Raw genomic sequence first — 17,698 nt, 5'->3', positions numbered from 1 at the left:
GGCGTAACGACATGAAGGCGTTACCCGCCGGAAATAGCGTGCAGACCGATACGGGCAGCCGGCATGCGTTGTTTTCATTGCGCGCTGAACTGGGTATCAGCAAGAGAGTTCGCAGCGTCGCCAATCGGATCGAAATGGAAACGACAGTTCATGCAGTACCACAACACGCCTTACGACAAGCTTCAGGTCGGTGATACTGCCGAGCTGGCCCGCACGTGCTCGGTCGATGATTTCTATGTGTTCGCCAACAATTCCGGCAACCACAATCCGCTTCATCTGGCCAGCGAAGACGGCGACGGCGACCACATCAACGAAGCGGTTGCCCCTGCCATGTTCGTGGGCGCCCTGATCTCGGCCGTTTTGGGAAACGTTCTGCCGGGGGCAGGGACGCTCTACAAATCGCAGCGATTTGATTTTGTGGAAAGGGCGCATGCCGGTGATGAGCTGGTATCCAAAGTCACCGTTCTGGAAAAGCGACCAAACCGGGAGGTTGTCTTTGACACGGTCGTTACGCGCCCATCGGACGGTGCCGTGATCGTCAGCGGGCAGGCCGTCGTGATCGCGCCGGAGAAAGAGATGGTGTTCGCCGAGTTGGATTTGCCCGGGCTGGTGGTGAAACGTCATCGTCACTTTGATGCCATGCTGGAAAAGGTGCGCCCGCTGCCGCCCATGCCGACCGCTGTCGTGGCCCCGGAAGTGCCCAACGCCTTGGGTGGGGCGCTGCTGGCCGCGCATGAGACGATCATCACACCCATTCTGATCGGTGACCCGGACAAAATCGCGAACGCGGCCGCCGAAATCGGAGCGTCGTTGGATGGGATTGAAATCATACCGCAGAGCGATCACGTCAATGCGGCCCATGCGGCGGTCGATCTGGTTGCAGAAGGTCGAGCGAAAGCGCTGATGAAAGGGCATCTGCATACGGATGAATTGCTGAAGGCTGCGCTCAGGCGTGAAAACGGCCTGCGCACCGGCCGCCGCTTTACCCATGTCTTTGTCATGGACGTGCCCGGACAACCCAGACCTTTGTTGGTGACGGATGCGGCGATCAATATCGAGCCGGACCTGGAAACCAAGATTGATATTGTCCAGAACGCAATCGACCTGGCCCTGTCGCTGGGGATCGAAAACCCCAGGGCAGGTGTTCTGTCTGCCATCGAAACCGTCAATCCGGCGATCCGATCCTCGGTTGATGCGGCTTTGCTGTCGAAAATGGCGGAACGCGGTCAGATCACGGGCGGGCTTGTGGATGGCCCGCTTGCCATGGACAATGCCGTCAGCCTTGCGGCTGCACGTTCCAAAGGGATTGTGTCGGATGTCGCGGGCAAAACCGATATTCTGGTGGTGCCAAATCTGGATGCCGGGAACATGATGGCCAAGCAGCTGACCTATATCGCCAATGCAGAAGGGGCCGGTCTGGTCATGGGGGCCAAAGCTCCGATCATTTTGACAAGCCGCGCCGATGACGACAAAGCCCGGCTGGCGTCCTGTGCCGTGGCGGCACTGCACGAAGCCTTTTCCTTACCGCGCACCGGAGCACCCGCATGACACATGTCGTGACACTGAACGCTGGATCGTCTTCCATGAAATTTGGTCTGTTCGAGCTGACCGATGACGATCCGATCATGGTGTGCACCGGCGCTGTGGAGCGGATTGGAGAGCCAGAGCCGTTTGTCAAGGCGAAGTCTTCCGACGGAAGTGTCCTTGCTAGCGGTACCGCCGGAGAAATACGCGATCACGCCGCAGCGCTGGACTGGGTTTTGAACCTGCTTGCGCGCTCATTTCCAAACAGCGACGTGACTGCGGTCGGGCATCGTGTTGTCCACGGTGGACCTGACATCGACGCTCCGGTGCCATTGACCAAGGCGTCCATTCAAGAGCTGGACAAGCTGTCGCCATTCGCGCCTTTGCATCAGCCGCACAATCTGGCCGGAGCAAGGGCCGCGATGGAACGTTTTCCGAATGCGGTTCAGATTGCCTGTTTCGACACCGCCTTTCACCGCAATCACCCGTGGGAGAATGACGTTTTTGCCTTGCCGCGAGAGTATTACGACAAAGGTGTTCGGCGTTATGGCTTTCACGGGCTCAGCTATGAATTCATTTCGGATCACATGGCAAAGACAGCGCCGCTTTTGCACGAAGGGCGCGTGGTCGTGGCCCATCTGGGCAATGGTGCATCGATGTGTGCGATGATCGGCGGGCGATCCGTCGGATCGACCATGGGGTTTTCGGCACTGGACGGGCTGCCGATGGGGTCCCGCTGTGGTCAACTTGATCCCGGCGTGGTCCTGTATCTGATGGACCAGGAAGGGCTGAGCGCTGACGAAATCTCAGACCTGTTGTTCCGAAAGTCGGGGCTGTTGGGCCTGTCCGGGCTGTCCAACGATATGCGTACCCTGGAAAAGGCGGACACACGCGAAAGCCGACAGGCGATCAGCTATTTCACCTTCCGTATCCGGCGCGAGCTTGGCGCGATGGCAGCCATTCTCGGCGGTATCGACGCCTTGGTGTTTACCGGTGGGATCGGAGAAAACTCACGTCTGGTGCGTGAGCGGGTATGCTCTGGGATGGGGTGGCTGGGCATCGAGCTCAATCCTGATGCAAATGCGGACAATGACCGGATCATTTCAACCGATCTGTCCCGCGTCGTGGTGATGGCAATCCCGACCAATGAAGAACTGGTCATTGCCCGTGCGGCGGCAGACCTGTTGGCCAAACGCCCACGGCTCAGAACTGCCTAGCGATCTACGTTTCGACATAGGTCCAGCGATAGGCAGGCGGGGTCGGTCCCTTGTTCCGGCCGCCTTGCTGCATCTGTTCCCACGCATGGGCTAGAATGCCAACAGATCTGGATAGGCAAAACAGACCGCGTGCCAGTGGGGGCGCAAAGCCCAACTCGGCATAGATCACCGCGGTGGCACCATCTATGTTCATTGGAACGGGCTTCCCCTTGCGCCGGGCCAACTCTGCTTCGATCGCCTGCCCGATCTGTAGGAACTGACCATCGCAAGCCCCGTCCTTCACAGCATCACGGACCAACGCCATCAGACGTGGTGCGCGCGGATCCGTCGGCGTGTGGAACCGATGGCCAAAACCCGGCAATATCTTTCCTTCACGCTCGATCCACTCGTCCAGCGTTTGATCCAACCGGCCAGGATGTTGCGCCACGAAATGGTACAGCATAACCGCTTGCTCGCCAGCCCCGCCGTGAATATCCCCCAACATGTTCACAGCGCTCGCCATCGCGTTGTTCAGGGGCAGCCCGCAGGTCACGGCCATGCGCGCCGTTGCGATGGAAGGGGCCTGAGGTCCGTGGTCCACGGCGGCGACCAGCGCGGCCTCGAACAACCGGGCATGCGCCCCAGATGGTCGGTCGCCACGAACTATGAACCAGATCATCTCGCTGAAACTGAGATGTCCGATCAAACTCTGAATCGGCTCTCCGCGCAGGTCGATCCGGCCCGGTTCCATATCGATGATGGAAGTCGTCCACCAATCGGACACATCGCTCATATGATGCCTTCCTTGCTCAAAGCGTCAATTTCCGCGCCGGACAACCCAATTTCAGACCAGATCGCGTTATTGTCTGCCCCAAGTTCAGGCGGCGCGGTTTGGGGCATTTGCCGTTCGCCGTCCCTGACAATAGGGCTGCCTGCAAGTTTCATGTCTTCGCCCTGCACCCGCAAAGACCCGATCAGGCCGCGACCGGCAAGCTGTTCGTCATCAAGCGCCTCGGGCACGGTCAATACCTGCCCGGCCGGCACTCCTATTGCGTTGAGTTCGCTGACCCAGTCTGATGCCGCTCTGGTCCGCAAGGTCTCCTCCAGCGCCGCGCGCAGGGCGTAGCGATTGCGCTTGCGGTCTTCGCGCGTTTCATAGTCCGGGTGGGCCAGCAGGTCTTGCCGGCCCAGATGCCTGGCCAGTGCCTGCCACTGCTCGTCGCGGTTGGCGGCAATGTTGATGGGCGCGTCAGCAGTTGCAAATGTTCCCGACGGTGCTGACGTCGTGTTTTCGTTGCCATGGGCCCCGGGATCGGCACCGGCGATCAGATAGTTCGACACGACCCAACCCATTGTCGAGATCACGGCTTCGGACATTGCCACATCCAGATAGGCCCCGCGAGGATCCGCGTTCAGGGCGGCGGACACTGCAAAAGCGGCCGTCATCCCACCGATCGTGTCCGCCAAAGGATAGCCAACGCGATAGGGTGCGGTGTCAGGACCGCCGGTGACAGACATCACGCCACTGATACCCTGCACGATCTGGTCATAGGCCGGATCGCCTCGGCGCGGACCGTCCTGACCGAACCCGCTTATGGCACAGTAAATCAGGCTGGGGTTCACATCGCGCAAGACGCCATACCCAAGTCCAAGCCGATCCATCACACCGGGGCGAAAGTTCTCTACCAACACGTCGGCTGTCTGGACAAGGCGTTTCAGAAGCGCTTTGCCCCGTTCTGATTTCATGTTGAGCGTGATGGATTTTTTTTCAGCATTCTGCGCCAGAAAGCTGACGCCCATACCGGCCTTGTTTCTGGCAGGATCAGCACCCAGAACGCGGGCAAGGTCGCCACCGTCAGGGCGTTCGACCTTGATCACTTCGGCGCCCATGAGCGCCAGTTGATAGCAGCAATACGGACCCGCGAGGACATTCGTCAGATCGAGAACCCGTATTCCTGCCAGTGGCTCAGTCACCGTCCGCAACCCCTGCCGCCCGGGCACGCGCCCGGCGCGCGCGATAGCTGGGCAACAGCACCAGCAGCACCGCGACAACAAGCAGACCCAGCGTCATCGGACGTTCCCAGATGAAAGCAATACCGTCATAGAGCTGCATCGAGCGGGCAAAGTTGTCCTCCATCATCCCCCCGAGGATGAAACCGATCAGCAGCGGCGCAAGCGGGTAGTCGGCAAATTTCAACGCCGTGGCGCAAACACCGAAGCCAACAAGTATCAAAAGCTCGGTCGCGTTGTTCTGCCCGATATAGGCCCCCATCAGAGTGAAGAACAAAATGAAGGGGATCAGGTAATTGCGGGGTACCGAGAGAACCTTTGCGATGTATGGGATCAGCGGCAGGTTCAGGATCAGCAGAACAAGGTTGCCAATGAACATTGACATGATGACGGCCCAGAATATCTGCGGCTCGTCCAGCATCAGCCGTGGGCCGGGTGTCACGTTCAGGGCAATCAGTGCGCCAAGCAGGATCGCGGTGGTGCCGGACCCGGGAATGCCCAGTGTCAGCAGCGGCACGAAAGAACCGGTACATGCCGCGTTGTTCGCCGTTTCGGGCGCAGCCAGACCTTTTATTGACCCTTTGCCGAATTCGTCCTGTTCCTCTTTCGGGGCAATGTTGCGCTCGACCGCGTAGCCGAGGAAGCTGGCAATCGTTGCCCCCGCACCGGGCAGAACCCCGATGAAGAAGCCCTGTACAGATTGGCGGCCGATCACCGGTGCGATGGCTTTGGCTTCACTGCCTGTGATGCGCAGGTCCTTGATCTCGCCGTCATCCCCCTGAAGGTTTTTGGGTTTGAGCACCAGAAACAGCGCTTCGGGCAGGGCGAACATGGCCATGGCAAGCGTGATGAAGCCAAAGCCCGATTGCAGATCCATGATACCCATTGTGAAACGCGGCAGGTTGAACAATGCACCTTCACCGACCGTTGCCATGATCAACCCAAGTAGCGTCATGATGACGGCTTTGGCCACTTGACCGGTGCCTGCGAAGGCTGCGATTGCCGACAGGCCCACGACCATAAGCGCGAAATACTCGGCCGAGTGGAACAGCAGTGCCACCGAAGACAGAGCAGGGGCAAAGACCATCAACAAAATGGCTCCGATCGTACCGCCGGCAAAACTTGCAATAGCTGCAACAGTCAACGCTTTGCCCGCTTTGCCCTGGCGGGCCATCGGATAGCCGTCGAAACTGGACGCAACAGTGCCCGCGACCCCCGGCGCGTTGAGAAGGATCGAAGATGTCGAACCGCCAAAGATGGCGCCGTAATACACTCCGGCCAGCAGGATCAGCGCTGCGGACGGGTCGCCCATGGAAATCGCGACCGGGATCATGATGGCGATGATCGACATCGGCCCAAGACCCGGAAGCATGCCGATGAACGTGCCGATCAGGCACCCTGCGATCACCATCAGCAGGTTTTGAATTGAAAACGCCGTTTGCAGACCGATCAGAAGTCCTTCGAGCATGTTAGCCTCCGAAAATGCCCGGCAATGGGCGCATGTAGATGCCAAGAACTTCCTGAACCAGATACCAGACCGCGCCTGTGGCGATCAGCGCGACGGGTAGCATGACGTGCCATTTGCGCTCACCCAGAATGAAAGACCCGAGGATCAGAAAGGCCGAGGTCGAGATCAGAAACCCAACAGGGCGCAGGCAAAGCGCGTAAATCACCATCAAGGCCAGCAACATAAGTGCTTGATCAAGGTGGTATTCCCCCAGCCGCCGGTAATCGATATCGGCTTCCTTTGGTTCCGCCTTTTCAAAGCCCAGCAAAATGATCGTGGTGGTGACGACACCCAGAACCGACAGCACTTTGGGGAATGTGCTGGGCCAGATCGGGTTTCTCTGCATGAAAGGGGGCAGGCTGCCGTCCATCGTGAACCAGGCGGCGTAGCCATATGTCAAACACACACCCAGAAGAATGAGCGCGATCCAGCGATCCAGCGCCATGAGAGCCCCTCCCTGTTCCTGTTCGTGGGGAGGCAGAGCGGCGGATCCGCTCTGCCGAAAACGGACTTAGAGGAAGCCCAGCTTTTTCATAAGATCGCCGATCTGCTGTTCCTGCTGCTCCAGGAAGGTCTGGAAATCTGCGCCCGAGTTGTGGATGTTGACCCAACCGTTGCGTGCACGAACCTCTTCCCATTCCGGGGTGTCGTACATCTTGGCAATCGCTTCCTGGTAGGCGGCCAGTTTTTCTTCGGGCAGGCCGGGGGCCGCGAAGAAGCCGCGCCAGTTCACGAAAGTGGTATCAATACCCTGTTCCTTCATCGTCATCGCGTCAGGAGCCGCATCAACGCGCTCTTCGGATGTCACGCCGATAATCTTGACTTCACCCGCATTCGCCAGATCGACCGCTTCCGAGAAACCGGTGGACAAGGCGGCGATTTCACCCGACAGCAGGGCCGCCATGGCTTTGCCGCCCGCATCATAGGGGATGTATTTCACGCCAAGCGCATCCTTGCCCGCTGCTTCCATCACCATCGCGGCGACCAGATGGTCCATGCCGCCGGGAACCGAGCCGCCACCGATCGCCGTGCCGCCTGGGTCCGCATCAAAAGCGGCAAGCAGATCCGCCATCGAGTTGATCGGGCTGTCTTTGCCTACAACGATCGCGGCATAGTCGCCGATAGTGCCCGAAACCAGCGTCAGATCGCGGAAGTTGTGAGGAAATACACCGGTCAATGAGCGGATCACGATCGGCGTCGAATTCACCATCAGAGTGCCATGGTTGCTGTCGGCATTTTCAATCAGATATCCAATGGCTTTGCCACCACCGCCGCCCGACATGTTTTCGTATGACGCCGTGCCAACAAGGCCAGCTTTTGTCAGCGCTTCGCCCGTGCCGCGCGCGGTTCCGTCCCAGCCGCCACCGGCGCCACCGGGGATCAGAAAGTGAATGCTGTCCACGACCTGATGGCCATCAGCCAAAGCCGGCCCTGTCAGGCCAATTGCGGCCACAGCTGCGATCAGGGCGCGACGGCCCAGTGTGAATGTCGTCATGATGTCCTCCCATTTGACAACCAGCCGCATGGCGGCTCAGATTGGGTGGAACAAAAACACATCAACCTGACATCAACCTGTCACGCACGAAAAATAGCAAAAACCCCATGAAATTCCTCCTTGTGGAAGACAATCTTGATCTGGCGAACGCCATCTGTTCGCGCATGAGGTTAGACGGCCATGTGGTTGATCATGCGTCTAAATTGGACGAGGCGACCGCCTTTACCGAAACTCAGGAATACGACCTTATTCTGTTGGATATCATGTTGCCGGATGGGGACGGGCGCGACTTTCTCAAACGGCATCGCGCAGGTCATCTGGACACACCCGTGATCGTTTTGACCGCACGCAGCCAGGTTTCGGATCGAATCGGTTCGCTGGATCTGGGGGCCGACGACTATGTCACCAAACCGTTCGACCACGCCGAACTTGAGGCCCGCTGCCGCGCCGTTCTGCGTCGCAAATCCGGGAATTCCCGGACAACGATTGAAGTGGGCGGAATAATCTTTGATCCATTGGCAGGTCATCTGACCGTAGGGGATGAGACTGTTTCGTTGCGCAACCGGGAACTGCGCCTTCTGGAACTGTTCATCAGCGCGCCTGGTCAGGTTTTTTCGAAACAGAAACTGACCGACCGGCTTTTTTCTTATGATGACGATGTCTCGGACAATGCAATCGAGGTTTACGTTGGCCGCCTTCGCAAACATCTTGAACCGTCGGACTTGAAGATCACCACGCTTCGCGGACTGGGATACAGGCTGGATCATGCCTCCTGATCTCCCTCCTGATCCCTATGTGTCAGGATCGCTTCGGAACAGGCTGGTCCTGACTTTGATCGGTGGTGCCGCGATATTGGCGTTTCTTCTGTTTATCGCGGTTCGCAACTATGCCGCACAGGTCGCGCAGCAAGGGCAGGACAACATCCTTGGGGCGTCGGTCACCTCAATTCTGGACGCGGCTGCCTTGCGCGACGGTCAGTTGGAGGTTGATATTCCCTATGCAGCCTTCGCCATGCTCAGCACACCGTCCGACGACCGGGTTTTTTACGCGATTTTTCAGGATGGCGCGTTTCTGTCAGGATATGAAGATCTGCCGCCGGCCACAGGGCAATTCGACGGCAAGTGGAGCTTTCAAACCAGTCGGATACGGGGTGAAACCATACGTCAGGTCAGTGCTCGGCGAACCCTGGTGGGCCTGAACAAACAAATCGTCATCGAGGTCGCGTTGGGCCAAACGCAGGACGCGCTTGCGGAAACTCTGGACCAGATTTCACGCAACGCGGCGATTTTGGGCGTCGGGTTCTTTGCCCTTGCCGCTGCGCTGTCGTTCTGGGCCACCTCGTCCACGATTGGCCAATTGAACAGGCTTACGACCTCTGTCACCCGGCGCGGCCCGCAGGACCTGAGCCCGTTCAAAAAGCCCGTACCCCGCGAAATGGCGCCTTTGGTGGCGTCGTTGAACTCTTTGATGGGGCGACTGGATCAGTCATTGAGCCAATCGGAGGATTTCATCGCCGAGGCGGCCCACCGGGTGCGCACCCCTTTGGCAACCGTTCGATCTTATGCCGATGCCACATTGCAGAGGGTTGAAAAGGAAGAAAATCGCGAAGCATTGCGCTCAATGGTGCGGGCGATTGATGAAAGCTCGCGCGCGGCGGGGCAATTGCTGGATCATGCGATGATCACGTTCCGCGCCGATCATCTGGAGCGCGAAGACATTGATCTCAATGCTTTGGTCCGTGATCTGGTGCAGCGTCTCACGCCAATCGCCGAGATGAAGGACTTGTCGCTTTCCCTGAGTGGCGATCTAAAGGTTTCCTACTCGGGAGACCCGATTCTTATTCAAAACGCTGTGCGCAACATGATCGACAACGCTCTGAAATATGCCCCTGCGGACAGTTTTGTACGCATCGAGGTTGTTTCGGAGCCACGCATTCAGATAATTGTCAAAGACCGTGGGCCGGGGTTTCCTCCTGACGAGATCGGCACTTTGACGCGCCGTTTTGAGCGCGGGAAGAACGCAAGCGGAACCATCGGATCCGGATTGGGCCTTACAATCGTTCAGGACGTGGCATCTGCGCATGGTGGCTCACTGGAATTGACCAATCGGCAGGGGGGCGGCGCGTGCGTTATCTTATCGCTTTGATTTTCTTCAGCCTTCCTGTCGTTGCTGCCGCCCAAACCTGGGAGGACAGGCAGGTTTTCAACGCCTCGGCAAATGAGGCGCATCTACGCGTGATCTCAAGCACGGACACCTTTCTGTTCGAACCCTTGATTGCGGGTTTCATCGAAGAAAACCCCGGTATCTCTGTTGAATACCTGGTGACCGGCACCGCAGATATCGACCGAATAGTCCGCGCCGCGCCGGAAGACTTCGATGTTGTCATATCCAGCGCGATGGATCTGCAACTGAAGCTGGCAAACGACGGTTTCGGGCGAATCATCGACGACATACCGCTGCCATCCTGGGCCCAATGGCATCAAAGCCTGTTCGCGTTCACATCGGAACCGGCGACAATCGTGATTAACCGCGCGGCCTTTGCCGGCGGCCCCATCCCCGAGACCCGGCAACAACTAATCGAAATCCTTCGTTTGCGTCCCGATGATTTCAGGGGCCGTGTGGGCACCTATGACATCCGTCAATCCGGTCTGGGTTATCTGTTCGCAACGCAGGATGCCCGCGCGTCCGAGACGTATTGGCGGCTTATGGAGGTGATGGGTGGATTGGACGTACGCCTGTACTGTTGTTCGGCGGATATGATCGATGACCTCGTCAAAGGTGAGATTGCAGTGGCTTACAACGTTCTGGGCAGCTACGCCGAAGCCCGCGCCGGAAGCAAGGACACGGTGGAAATCATTCTGCCGTCGGATTTTCAGACGACCATGATGCGCACGGCCATGGTGCTGAATGGCACCCCGCAACCGGACGCCGCCACGTCTTTTCTCAAACACCTGATTTCCAACCAAACCAAACGGGTAGGCGACCCCGTTACCTTGCCGCCCTTGGCCCCGCACGAAACTGGCACCGATCGCGAAACGATTGGGCTGGACCCGGGGCTCATGACATTTCTAGACAGGCTGAAACGCCGCCGTTTTCTGGCTGAATGGGAAAACGCGGTCATCCAGCGATAACCGCGTCCGCATCATTCGCGAAACGCGCGGTTGAAGTAGTCTGCCATCGGTTTCACAAGATAGGACAACGGCGTGCGTTCGTCGGTCTTGATCAGAGTCTCAACCGGCATACCCGGCAAAAGTTCCTGACCATTGAGCCGGTCGACCTCACCGTCATTCAGCACCACTTCGGCGCGGTAAAAGGTGAAACCGGACTGTTCATCCGTGAAGGTGTCCGCCGAGACGTTGTTGACCTGTCCTTCGAGTTCGGGCGTTTCGCGTTGATTGAACGCCGGAAAGCGCAGGGCAACGGATTGCCCGACATGCAACTGATCCACATGGATCGCATCCACCCGCGCTGCCACCAACAGCGGCGTGTCCTGCGGAACCACATACATCATGGGTTCGCCCGGCTGAATGACCGATTGCAGGGCAAAGACCTGACTGCCGTAAACCGTTCCGCTGACAGGTGCGCGAATTTCAAGCCTGGCCAGACGTTCCGCCAGGGACAAACGTCGTTCCCACAGCTCTGCCACCTGCGCCTGAACGTCCCGCAAAGTGGTGATCGCTTCTTCCCGCCGGGTCGCGGTCAGTTCGACAATCTTGATCTCGGTTGATGCAATCTGTCCTTTAAGGCGGGCAACGGAGGCTTCCAGTTTGCCGATTTCGCCTGTCAGACTGGCTTCTTCGCGTTGCAGCGCCAGCACGCGGCTGTTTTGTGTCAGACCCCTGCTCAACAGGCTTTGCTGATCCTTCAACTCCGCCTCGATCAACTCTGTCTGGCGGCGCAACGAGACCAACTGAGCCTGCGTGCCTGCGATCTCGCTTTCTATCTGAACCAACTGTTTGCGCAGTTGTTCGTCCTGCTTGGACAGCGTTTCCAGCCGGGCATCGAACAGGTTCTGTTGCCCTGCAATCAGGTCCGGATCGATATCGTATTCTTTTTGAACCTCAGCCAGGCGCGCGGCCAATTCTTCGGATGTCAGGCCATCCCGCTCGGCCTCCAGCCGGGCACGGCGGGCCAGCAGATCAAAGAGTTGAGATTCTACGATCGTCTGTTCCGAAGACAGAAATGTGTCATCCAACCGCAAAAGCAAATCGCCCGAGGCAACCGTATCACCGTCGCGCACGAAAATCTCGCCGACCACGCCGCCGTCAGGATGTTCAACGACCTGACGGTTGCTTTGAACTTCGATTACGCCCGAAGATACAATCGCCCCGGCCAGCCGCGTTTTCACGGCCCAAAGGCCCAACCCGCCGACCAGAATGCCAAGGGCAAGGAATCCCACCAGCGCAGGTATTTTGATGCCCCAGACGGGGACGGGTGTCTTGGTTGATTTTTTCGCCATTATTCACCTACGGGGCTAAGCTTGCGCTTAATCGCGCCCGCATTCTGGACCATTGCGTTCAGAACCTCATCGCGGCTGCCAAACCTCACCACTTGGCCTTTTTCCACAACAGCAAGATCGTCACATTCCGAAATGGCCTGCGGGCGGTGCGTCATGATGATGGCGGCCTTTCCCGCTTCCTTGAGGCCGCGCACGGCTGCATTCAAAGCCTCGGTGCCATCTGCGTCGAGGGCCGAGTTCGGCTCGTCCAAAATGAGCAGAACCGGGTCGCCATACAGCGCACGGGCCAACGCAATGCGCTGTTTCTGACCGCCCGACAACTGACTGTCATTGCCTTCAAGGAAGGTGCCGTAACCCTTTTCCAATGACAGGATCAGTTCATGTGCCTTGGCCTTCTTGGCCGCCGCAACCACCGCTTCTGAATCCGGGTTTTCCGACATCCGTGCAATATTCTCAGCAACGGTTCCGTTGAACAGAGTGACCTGCTGCGGCAGGTATCCGATATGGCTGCCCAGATCGTTCGGATTGTATTGGTCCAACGTGGCGCCGCCCAACCGGATCTCGCCCGCCGCCGGTCTCCAAAGCCCAAGCAGAGCCTTGGCCAGGGTCGTCTTGCCCGACCCACTTTTCCCGATCACACCAAGCGCCTTTCCCGGTTCCAGTTTCAGGTTAACGTTCCGCAACGTTGGCGCAGTAGCACCCGGAGGGATTACCGTCAGGGATTTGGCTTCCAATTGGGATTTGGGGATCGGCAAACGAATCCGCTGTTCCTCTGGCGGTGTCTGGTCCAGAAACCGGTTCAACGAATTCCAGGCCGTGCGTGCCCGTTCGACCAAACTCCATTGGCCGACAGCCTGTTCCACCGGGGCCAAGGCCCGTCCCAAGAGAATCGAGCCCGCAATCATCGCCCCGGGCGTCATTTCGTTTTGCAGTACCAACCACGCGCCCAAAGCCAGCATGGCAGATTGCAGGAAAAGCCGAAGCGATTTCGTCAGCGACGTGAAGCTACCTGTCCAGTCACTGGCGGAAATGCTTTGACGCAAAGCTTCCGTACGCTGGTTCAACCACCGCCTGGTCACGTCCGCCTGCATTCCCTGCGACCGTACAACTTCTGCTGCCTGCCTCGCGTGTTCGGAAAAGGCATTCGCCCGCGCCGCAGCGGATTGTGCTTCGGCCACCTTACGGCTGGTCAGGGCCTGGTTGAGCAAAGCAATCACCACAAGCAGTACGCCACTTGCAACGGCCAACCAGCCAAGCAGAGGATGAAAAATGAAAATTGCCCCCAGGAAGACGGGCGTCCACGGAATATCCATTACTGCAAGCAACACGGGCGAAGAGCACAAGGTGCGAATGGCCTCGAGATCCCGCAGTGCAGTTGCCGGAGCCGATCGCACCTGGGGCACCAGAGACCGACGCATTGTGGCTTCGAAAACGCGCTCATCCAGCTGCGACTGGAACCGCGCACCAAAGCGGGCAACAATACGACCGCGTGCATAGTCCAGCATGGCCATCAGCGCATAAAGCAACGCAACAAGCAAAAACAGTGCGGTCAGAGTTTCAACTGCCCGTGAACCAAGAACCCGATCATATACTTGCAGCATGAACAGCGGACCTGTCAGCATGAGCAGGTTGACGAAGATGCTGAACAAAAACGCCAAGGCCAGAAAGGCAATGCCCTGATTGCGCACGTTGCGCAATTCATGGCGAGGGGCCGCTGACAGGCGGTGTTGAGGTTTCACAGTTTAAAATCCACATCATTCGGACAGGCATCGCCGCATTTAGAAAGTTAGTTCAGCATTGCCAAGTTTGCACATGTTTTTTTGAGCAAGAAACCGCAGACTGCGGGCTGGAAGAAGCACTTTTTGGCCAACGTCGCAAAGACTGTCTCAACGTTTGAACGCGGTGGTTCCGACGCACAGTAACTATGCGGTCGCGGCCCAAAGCACCTGACCAGTTCCGAGGTCTGGGCTAACGCAAGGTCAGGTTGTCGGCGACGGATACGCCAATGATGGCCCACACGATGCGCATCAGGTGATGACTGATTGCAAAGCCTGGATCAGCGCCCGAGATCGAAATGAGAGCACCTATTCAGGCCGCCCAGAAGATGCGCATTCGCGCATTTCAGCAGCGCGACCGCACAGACTATCAGGGCCAATAGGACAAACGAATAATACCTCCTCGCAAAGATGTTTGGAGTATCACCGTGATCGATCGCGGAACTTCGCGCGACACACTATGGGTTTAAGATGTTGCCAGAACTGCCTGGAAACACCGGTGGTGGCTTGCTGGCGGCAGGGTATGTTGCTACGGCTCCGCTCAAACCTTGGCGATTTGCTTTCACTCTGCTGTTTGGTTTGACAGAGCTGACAAGGCGGGACTGCAGGGCCGGGACACCGATCGAAATCGCAAGCCTATTCGCCGATCTACGCCAGAAACGGCACCGTCAGTTTAACCGAACGGGCCGCCTCCAGCGCCAAAGGATCTTTAAATCCAAAAGCTGTCTTCGTCCAAATGGGGTGTAAGTGTCGGACTGGCCTCGTCATCCTCGACCTCCAAGTTCCCACCCAATACGGCGGCCAATGAGTCTTCGGAAACGTTAAGCGCCCCGTCCTGAGCCTGATGCAAGTTCACCAGTGTGTAGTCGTTTTCCACGTCTTCGGGAGCCTCAAGATCAGGGACGAACTTTAGAATATCGACCGTTTCATCCCAATCGGACACACCCAAAACGTCTTCGCCCGTCGGCGTTTTCTGATCGCCTTCAGTAAACCGAGCGAGTTTGGGCAATCCGTATCCCACTGTCCCACTGCCATCGATATCAAAGCCATAGAAAGTTTCGACCGCGACCACGTCAGGGACGGTGTTGGAACTGACATATACACCATTGGAATCCGTGACCCATTCACCGTAAGTTCCGTCCGAATTCTTCCACAATACCCGGTAGCCGCCACCTGAAGCCTCGGCGTGAATGGCCTGCCAGCCCGCGAAGCTGTTCGGTCCGACAGTGGCGTTGTTGAATGTCAACTTGGTGGTGCCGCCAATCAGATATTCACCTTGGGTTGTCGCTCCCAGCATTGTCGCGCCGTTGGACTCAATGCTGATCGTTCCATGACCCGTCAGCCCGTCATTGTTCAGATCAACGCCATAGAAGACCTCTACATCCGCAACATTGGTGATTGTTGTACTGCTTAGGAATTCACCGGCCGCATTCGTCGTCCATTCACCGTAGGACCCATCCGAGTTCTTCCACAACACCCGGTAGCCGCCACCTGAAGCCTCGGCCTGAACGGCCTGCCAACCCGGGAAGCTGCCAGGACCGGCATTAGCCTGGTTGAGCTTCAAGTCGATGCTGCCGCCGATTACATATGCGCCATTGGTTGACGATCCCAGCGTCGTGGAACCGTTGGATTCGATGCTGGTCGTGATATGGCCGATTTGCCCATCATTGTTCAGATTTGCGCCATAAAAGACCTCGACATCCCTGACGTCGTCTATGGTGCTGCTGCTGACAAAACGACCATTGGCATCCGTCACCCATTCCCCAAACGTGCCATTCGCATTCTTCCACAGCACCCTGTAGCCGCCGCCCGAAGCCTCGGCGTGGATGGCCTGCCAGCCAGGAAAACTGCCCGAGCCGGCTTTGGCGCCGTTTATGGTCAGTTCAATGGTGCCATTAATTAAGTATGAACCCAGGCTTGACGAAACGAGTGTCGTGGAGCCAGTGGTTTCAACCGTGACCGTACCATGACCCGTCAGCCCGTCATTGTTCAAATCAGCACCATAGAAGGCCTCAACATCAGCCACGTTGCCGATGCTGCCGCTGCTGAGGAACTGACCATTGGCATTTACCGTCCATTCCCCGTACGTCCCATTCACGTTTTTCCACAGCACTTTGTAACCGCCGCCCGAAGCCTCGGCCTGAATGGCCTGCCAGCCGGCGATCGTGTTTTGACCAACAGCCTGACCATTAAATACCAGCGTCACGTTCGAGCTGCCTGCATCCAGAACGTAAATGCCCTGACTTGCATGTTTCAGTGTGGTGCCGGTCGTCTCGATATCCGAAAGCTGCATGGCAGCTTCGATATTCGAACGAGTATACGCCTGTGATCCATTCAGGAATTGAATGGCCTCGACATCATCTTCCACCGTGAAAGTGATACGTGAAACGGCATCGATAAATTCGTATTTCGTGCCGTTTTTAATGAACAGATAGCTGCTGATGGCGCTGACAAATCGGATTGTGTCAGTACCGCTTCCTCCGGAAAACGAGCCGGCATTGTTGGTCACAATGGCCCAATCGTCGCCCTGGCCGCCGAAAACCTGGTCTGCGCCGGAACCGTTCGCCAGATAAATGGTGTCGTTCCCCAAGCCGCCATAAACGGTGTTGTTGTTGGTTCCGTCGGACACTGAATAGATCTTATCGTGACCATGGTTGCCGTTCAGAACGTTCTGAGCGGTATTCCCGACGATCACGTCGTCACCGGTCCCGCCGATCGCGTTTTCAATCACAACGCCATGCGCGATTGTAAAGCCGCCCTTTATGCCCTCTGCGTAAGACACTACGCCGCCGCCGGTCTCGGAATAGTCCAGTGTTGCGGCCCGCAGGTCGATCCGCGCCTTCGAACTGCCGACATGCTGGATGGTATCGTTTCCACCAGTATCCCAAATAGACTGATAGCCGGTACCCGCAACGTTTGCCCAAGGAAGCGTGTAGGTATTGTTGGCAGAGTTGTGGTTGGTATTGGCGCCATACATCGCCTGCAACGCAGCAATGTCCAAAGCGCCAAGACCCGTTGAACCACCATAAGTCGCGTTGACAGAGAGAATTCCGTTCTTTTCGGTCCAGCCATCATTATACGACATCACCGTGTAGACACCCTGATTCAGGCTGCCGGTCCCGAAAGAGTCAAATGGCGATGTGACGCCATTCATCACGGTTGTACCCAAACCGGTGTCGTGGGGATGACCCAACCCTAGCGCGTGGCCCAGTTCGTGGAGCAACGTAGTAAAGAAAAACCCGCCCGGATCGCCGTTTCCATTTGCTCCGGCAGTCCAGTAGGCGGTGTTGAAAGCGCCTTCGGAGGGGTTGCGCGATGGCGTGTAGTGGTAGCCAAGCGTTCTAGGATTTAAAAAAAAGCTGGTGGGCGCAATGACCTCTACCAAGTCGGCGGAAGCGCTGCCGGATTCGACAAACCTCACATTTGCGACGGCCTCGATGGCAGAAAGAGCTGCTCGGAATTCCGCCTTGTATTCCGCAGTCCACGCTTGTGTGCCCGCGTATTGTTCGAAGTGATAAGAAATTGTGGTGGTGTTCGAGGGATTGCCGTCACCGTAGGCAACATAACCTTGTATTGGACTGAGCGGAGAAGAAGCGGAAGGTCTTGGTATTATAGTCGTAGTAGCCATTGCTCAGCCCTGTACCTCGGAAGATTAGATTGCGCTCAGATGCACGCTTAAATTGTTCTTTTTATGACAAACTACTATGCACCAACCCTTTTGAAACAGGAGGT

The 17,698-nt window shown here is 57.4% G+C and carries 13 protein-coding genes; 5 read left to right on the top strand and 8 right to left on the bottom strand.

The features are described from left to right. The first annotated feature begins 150 nt into the window (after window positions 1-150). Together GOW31_RS09845 and GOW31_RS09840 are read left to right on the top strand one after the other, a co-directional pair. Entirely contained in the window at window positions 151-1,548 is a 1,398-nt protein-coding gene (locus tag GOW31_RS09845) for a bifunctional enoyl-CoA hydratase/phosphate acetyltransferase (protein ID WP_171169682.1), read from the top strand. Beyond that, entirely contained in the window at window positions 1,545-2,741 is a 1,197-nt protein-coding gene (locus tag GOW31_RS09840) for an acetate/propionate family kinase (protein ID WP_171119313.1), read from the top strand. The genes GOW31_RS09845 and GOW31_RS09840 overlap by 4 nt, the downstream gene beginning before the upstream one ends. Window positions 2,742-2,745: 4 nt before the next feature. Here GOW31_RS09840 and GOW31_RS09835 read toward each other — a convergent pair whose 3' ends face one another. From GOW31_RS09835 to GOW31_RS09815, 5 genes are all read right to left on the bottom strand, one after another. Then, a complete protein-coding gene (locus tag GOW31_RS09835) occupies window positions 2,746-3,513 on the bottom strand; it encodes a citryl-CoA lyase (RefSeq protein ID WP_171169680.1) in 768 nt (255 codons plus the stop codon). Beyond that, entirely contained in the window at window positions 3,510-4,694 is a 1,185-nt protein-coding gene (locus GOW31_RS09830; protein WP_171169678.1) for a CoA transferase, read from the bottom strand. Before GOW31_RS09830 ends, GOW31_RS09835 begins: the two co-directional genes overlap by 4 nt. Continuing rightward, window positions 4,687-6,198 carry a tripartite tricarboxylate transporter permease gene (locus tag GOW31_RS09825; protein ID WP_152460312.1) on the bottom strand — a complete coding sequence of 504 codons (1,512 nt, stop codon included), beginning with the start codon at window positions 6,196-6,198 and terminating at the stop codon, window positions 4,687-4,689. Before GOW31_RS09825 ends, GOW31_RS09830 begins: the two co-directional genes overlap by 8 nt. A gap of 1 nt (window position 6,199) precedes the next feature. Continuing rightward, window positions 6,200-6,682 carry a tripartite tricarboxylate transporter TctB family protein gene (locus tag GOW31_RS09820; RefSeq protein WP_152460311.1) on the bottom strand — a complete coding sequence of 161 codons (483 nt, stop codon included), beginning with the start codon at window positions 6,680-6,682 and terminating at the stop codon, window positions 6,200-6,202. Window positions 6,683-6,748: 66 nt separating this feature from the next. Beyond that, on the bottom strand, window positions 6,749-7,732 hold the full coding sequence (locus GOW31_RS09815; RefSeq protein ID WP_171119311.1) for a tripartite tricarboxylate transporter substrate binding protein: 984 nt from the start codon (window positions 7,730-7,732) through the stop codon (window positions 6,749-6,751). 107 nt (window positions 7,733-7,839) lie between these two features. On the opposite strand from GOW31_RS09815, the gene GOW31_RS09810 reads away from it, so the two are divergent. From GOW31_RS09810 to GOW31_RS09800, 3 genes are read left to right on the top strand one after another with little or no spacing between them, the layout of a single operon-like run. Further along, window positions 7,840-8,508 carry a response regulator transcription factor gene (locus GOW31_RS09810; RefSeq protein ID WP_171169676.1) on the top strand — a complete coding sequence of 223 codons (669 nt, stop codon included), beginning with the start codon at window positions 7,840-7,842 and terminating at the stop codon, window positions 8,506-8,508. Beyond that, entirely contained in the window at window positions 8,498-9,877 is a 1,380-nt protein-coding gene (locus GOW31_RS09805) for a sensor histidine kinase (protein WP_171169674.1), read from the top strand. Before GOW31_RS09810 ends, GOW31_RS09805 begins: the two co-directional genes overlap by 11 nt. Continuing rightward, window positions 9,856-10,863, top strand: coding sequence for an ABC transporter substrate-binding protein (locus tag GOW31_RS09800; protein ID WP_171169672.1), 1,008 nt, complete (start codon window positions 9,856-9,858; stop codon window positions 10,861-10,863). Before GOW31_RS09805 ends, GOW31_RS09800 begins: the two co-directional genes overlap by 22 nt. Window positions 10,864-10,874: 11 nt before the next feature. Here the strand turns inward: GOW31_RS09800 and GOW31_RS09795 are convergent, their stop codons facing one another. The 3 genes from GOW31_RS09795 to GOW31_RS09785 form a co-directional block, all read right to left on the bottom strand. Then, a complete protein-coding gene (locus GOW31_RS09795; RefSeq protein ID WP_171169670.1) occupies window positions 10,875-12,191 on the bottom strand; it encodes an HlyD family type I secretion periplasmic adaptor subunit in 1,317 nt (438 codons plus the stop codon). Beyond that, on the bottom strand, window positions 12,191-13,930 hold the full coding sequence (locus GOW31_RS09790; protein ID WP_371808055.1) for a type I secretion system permease/ATPase: 1,740 nt from the start codon (window positions 13,928-13,930) through the stop codon (window positions 12,191-12,193). Before GOW31_RS09790 ends, GOW31_RS09795 begins: the two co-directional genes overlap by 1 nt. Before the next feature lie 745 nt (window positions 13,931-14,675). Then, a complete protein-coding gene (locus GOW31_RS09785; RefSeq protein ID WP_171169668.1) occupies window positions 14,676-17,594 on the bottom strand; it encodes a M10 family metallopeptidase C-terminal domain-containing protein in 2,919 nt (972 codons plus the stop codon). Window positions 17,595-17,698: the final 104 nt, after the last annotated feature.

The organism is Ruegeria sp. HKCCA0370 (assembly GCF_013033705.1).
Lineage (GTDB): Bacteria > Pseudomonadota > Alphaproteobacteria > Rhodobacterales > Rhodobacteraceae > Ruegeria.
The sequence above is the reverse complement of the archived record's forward strand: the minus strand, read 5'-3'. Positions and strand labels throughout refer to the sequence as shown.

Coding starts and splice junctions, on each gene's coding strand:
- GOW31_RS09845 (WP_171169682.1), top strand. CDS start 151: ATGCAGTACCACAACACGCCTTACGACAAGCTTCAGGTCGGTGATACT.
- GOW31_RS09840 (WP_171119313.1), top strand. CDS start 1,545: ATGACACATGTCGTGACACTGAACGCTGGATCGTCTTCCATGAAATTT.
- GOW31_RS09835 (WP_171169680.1), bottom strand. CDS start 3,513: ATGAGCGATGTGTCCGATTGGTGGACGACTTCCATCATCGATATGGAA.
- GOW31_RS09825 (WP_152460312.1), bottom strand. CDS start 6,198: ATGCTCGAAGGACTTCTGATCGGTCTGCAAACGGCGTTTTCAATTCAA.
- GOW31_RS09820 (WP_152460311.1), bottom strand. CDS start 6,682: ATGGCGCTGGATCGCTGGATCGCGCTCATTCTTCTGGGTGTGTGTTTG.
- GOW31_RS09815 (WP_171119311.1), bottom strand. CDS start 7,732: ATGACGACATTCACACTGGGCCGTCGCGCCCTGATCGCAGCTGTGGCC.
- GOW31_RS09810 (WP_171169676.1), top strand. CDS start 7,840: ATGAAATTCCTCCTTGTGGAAGACAATCTTGATCTGGCGAACGCCATC.
- GOW31_RS09805 (WP_171169674.1), top strand. CDS start 8,498: ATGCCTCCTGATCTCCCTCCTGATCCCTATGTGTCAGGATCGCTTCGG.
- GOW31_RS09795 (WP_171169670.1), bottom strand. CDS start 12,191: ATGGCGAAAAAATCAACCAAGACACCCGTCCCCGTCTGGGGCATCAAA.
- GOW31_RS09785 (WP_171169668.1), bottom strand. CDS start 17,594: ATGGCTACTACGACTATAATACCAAGACCTTCCGCTTCTTCTCCGCTC.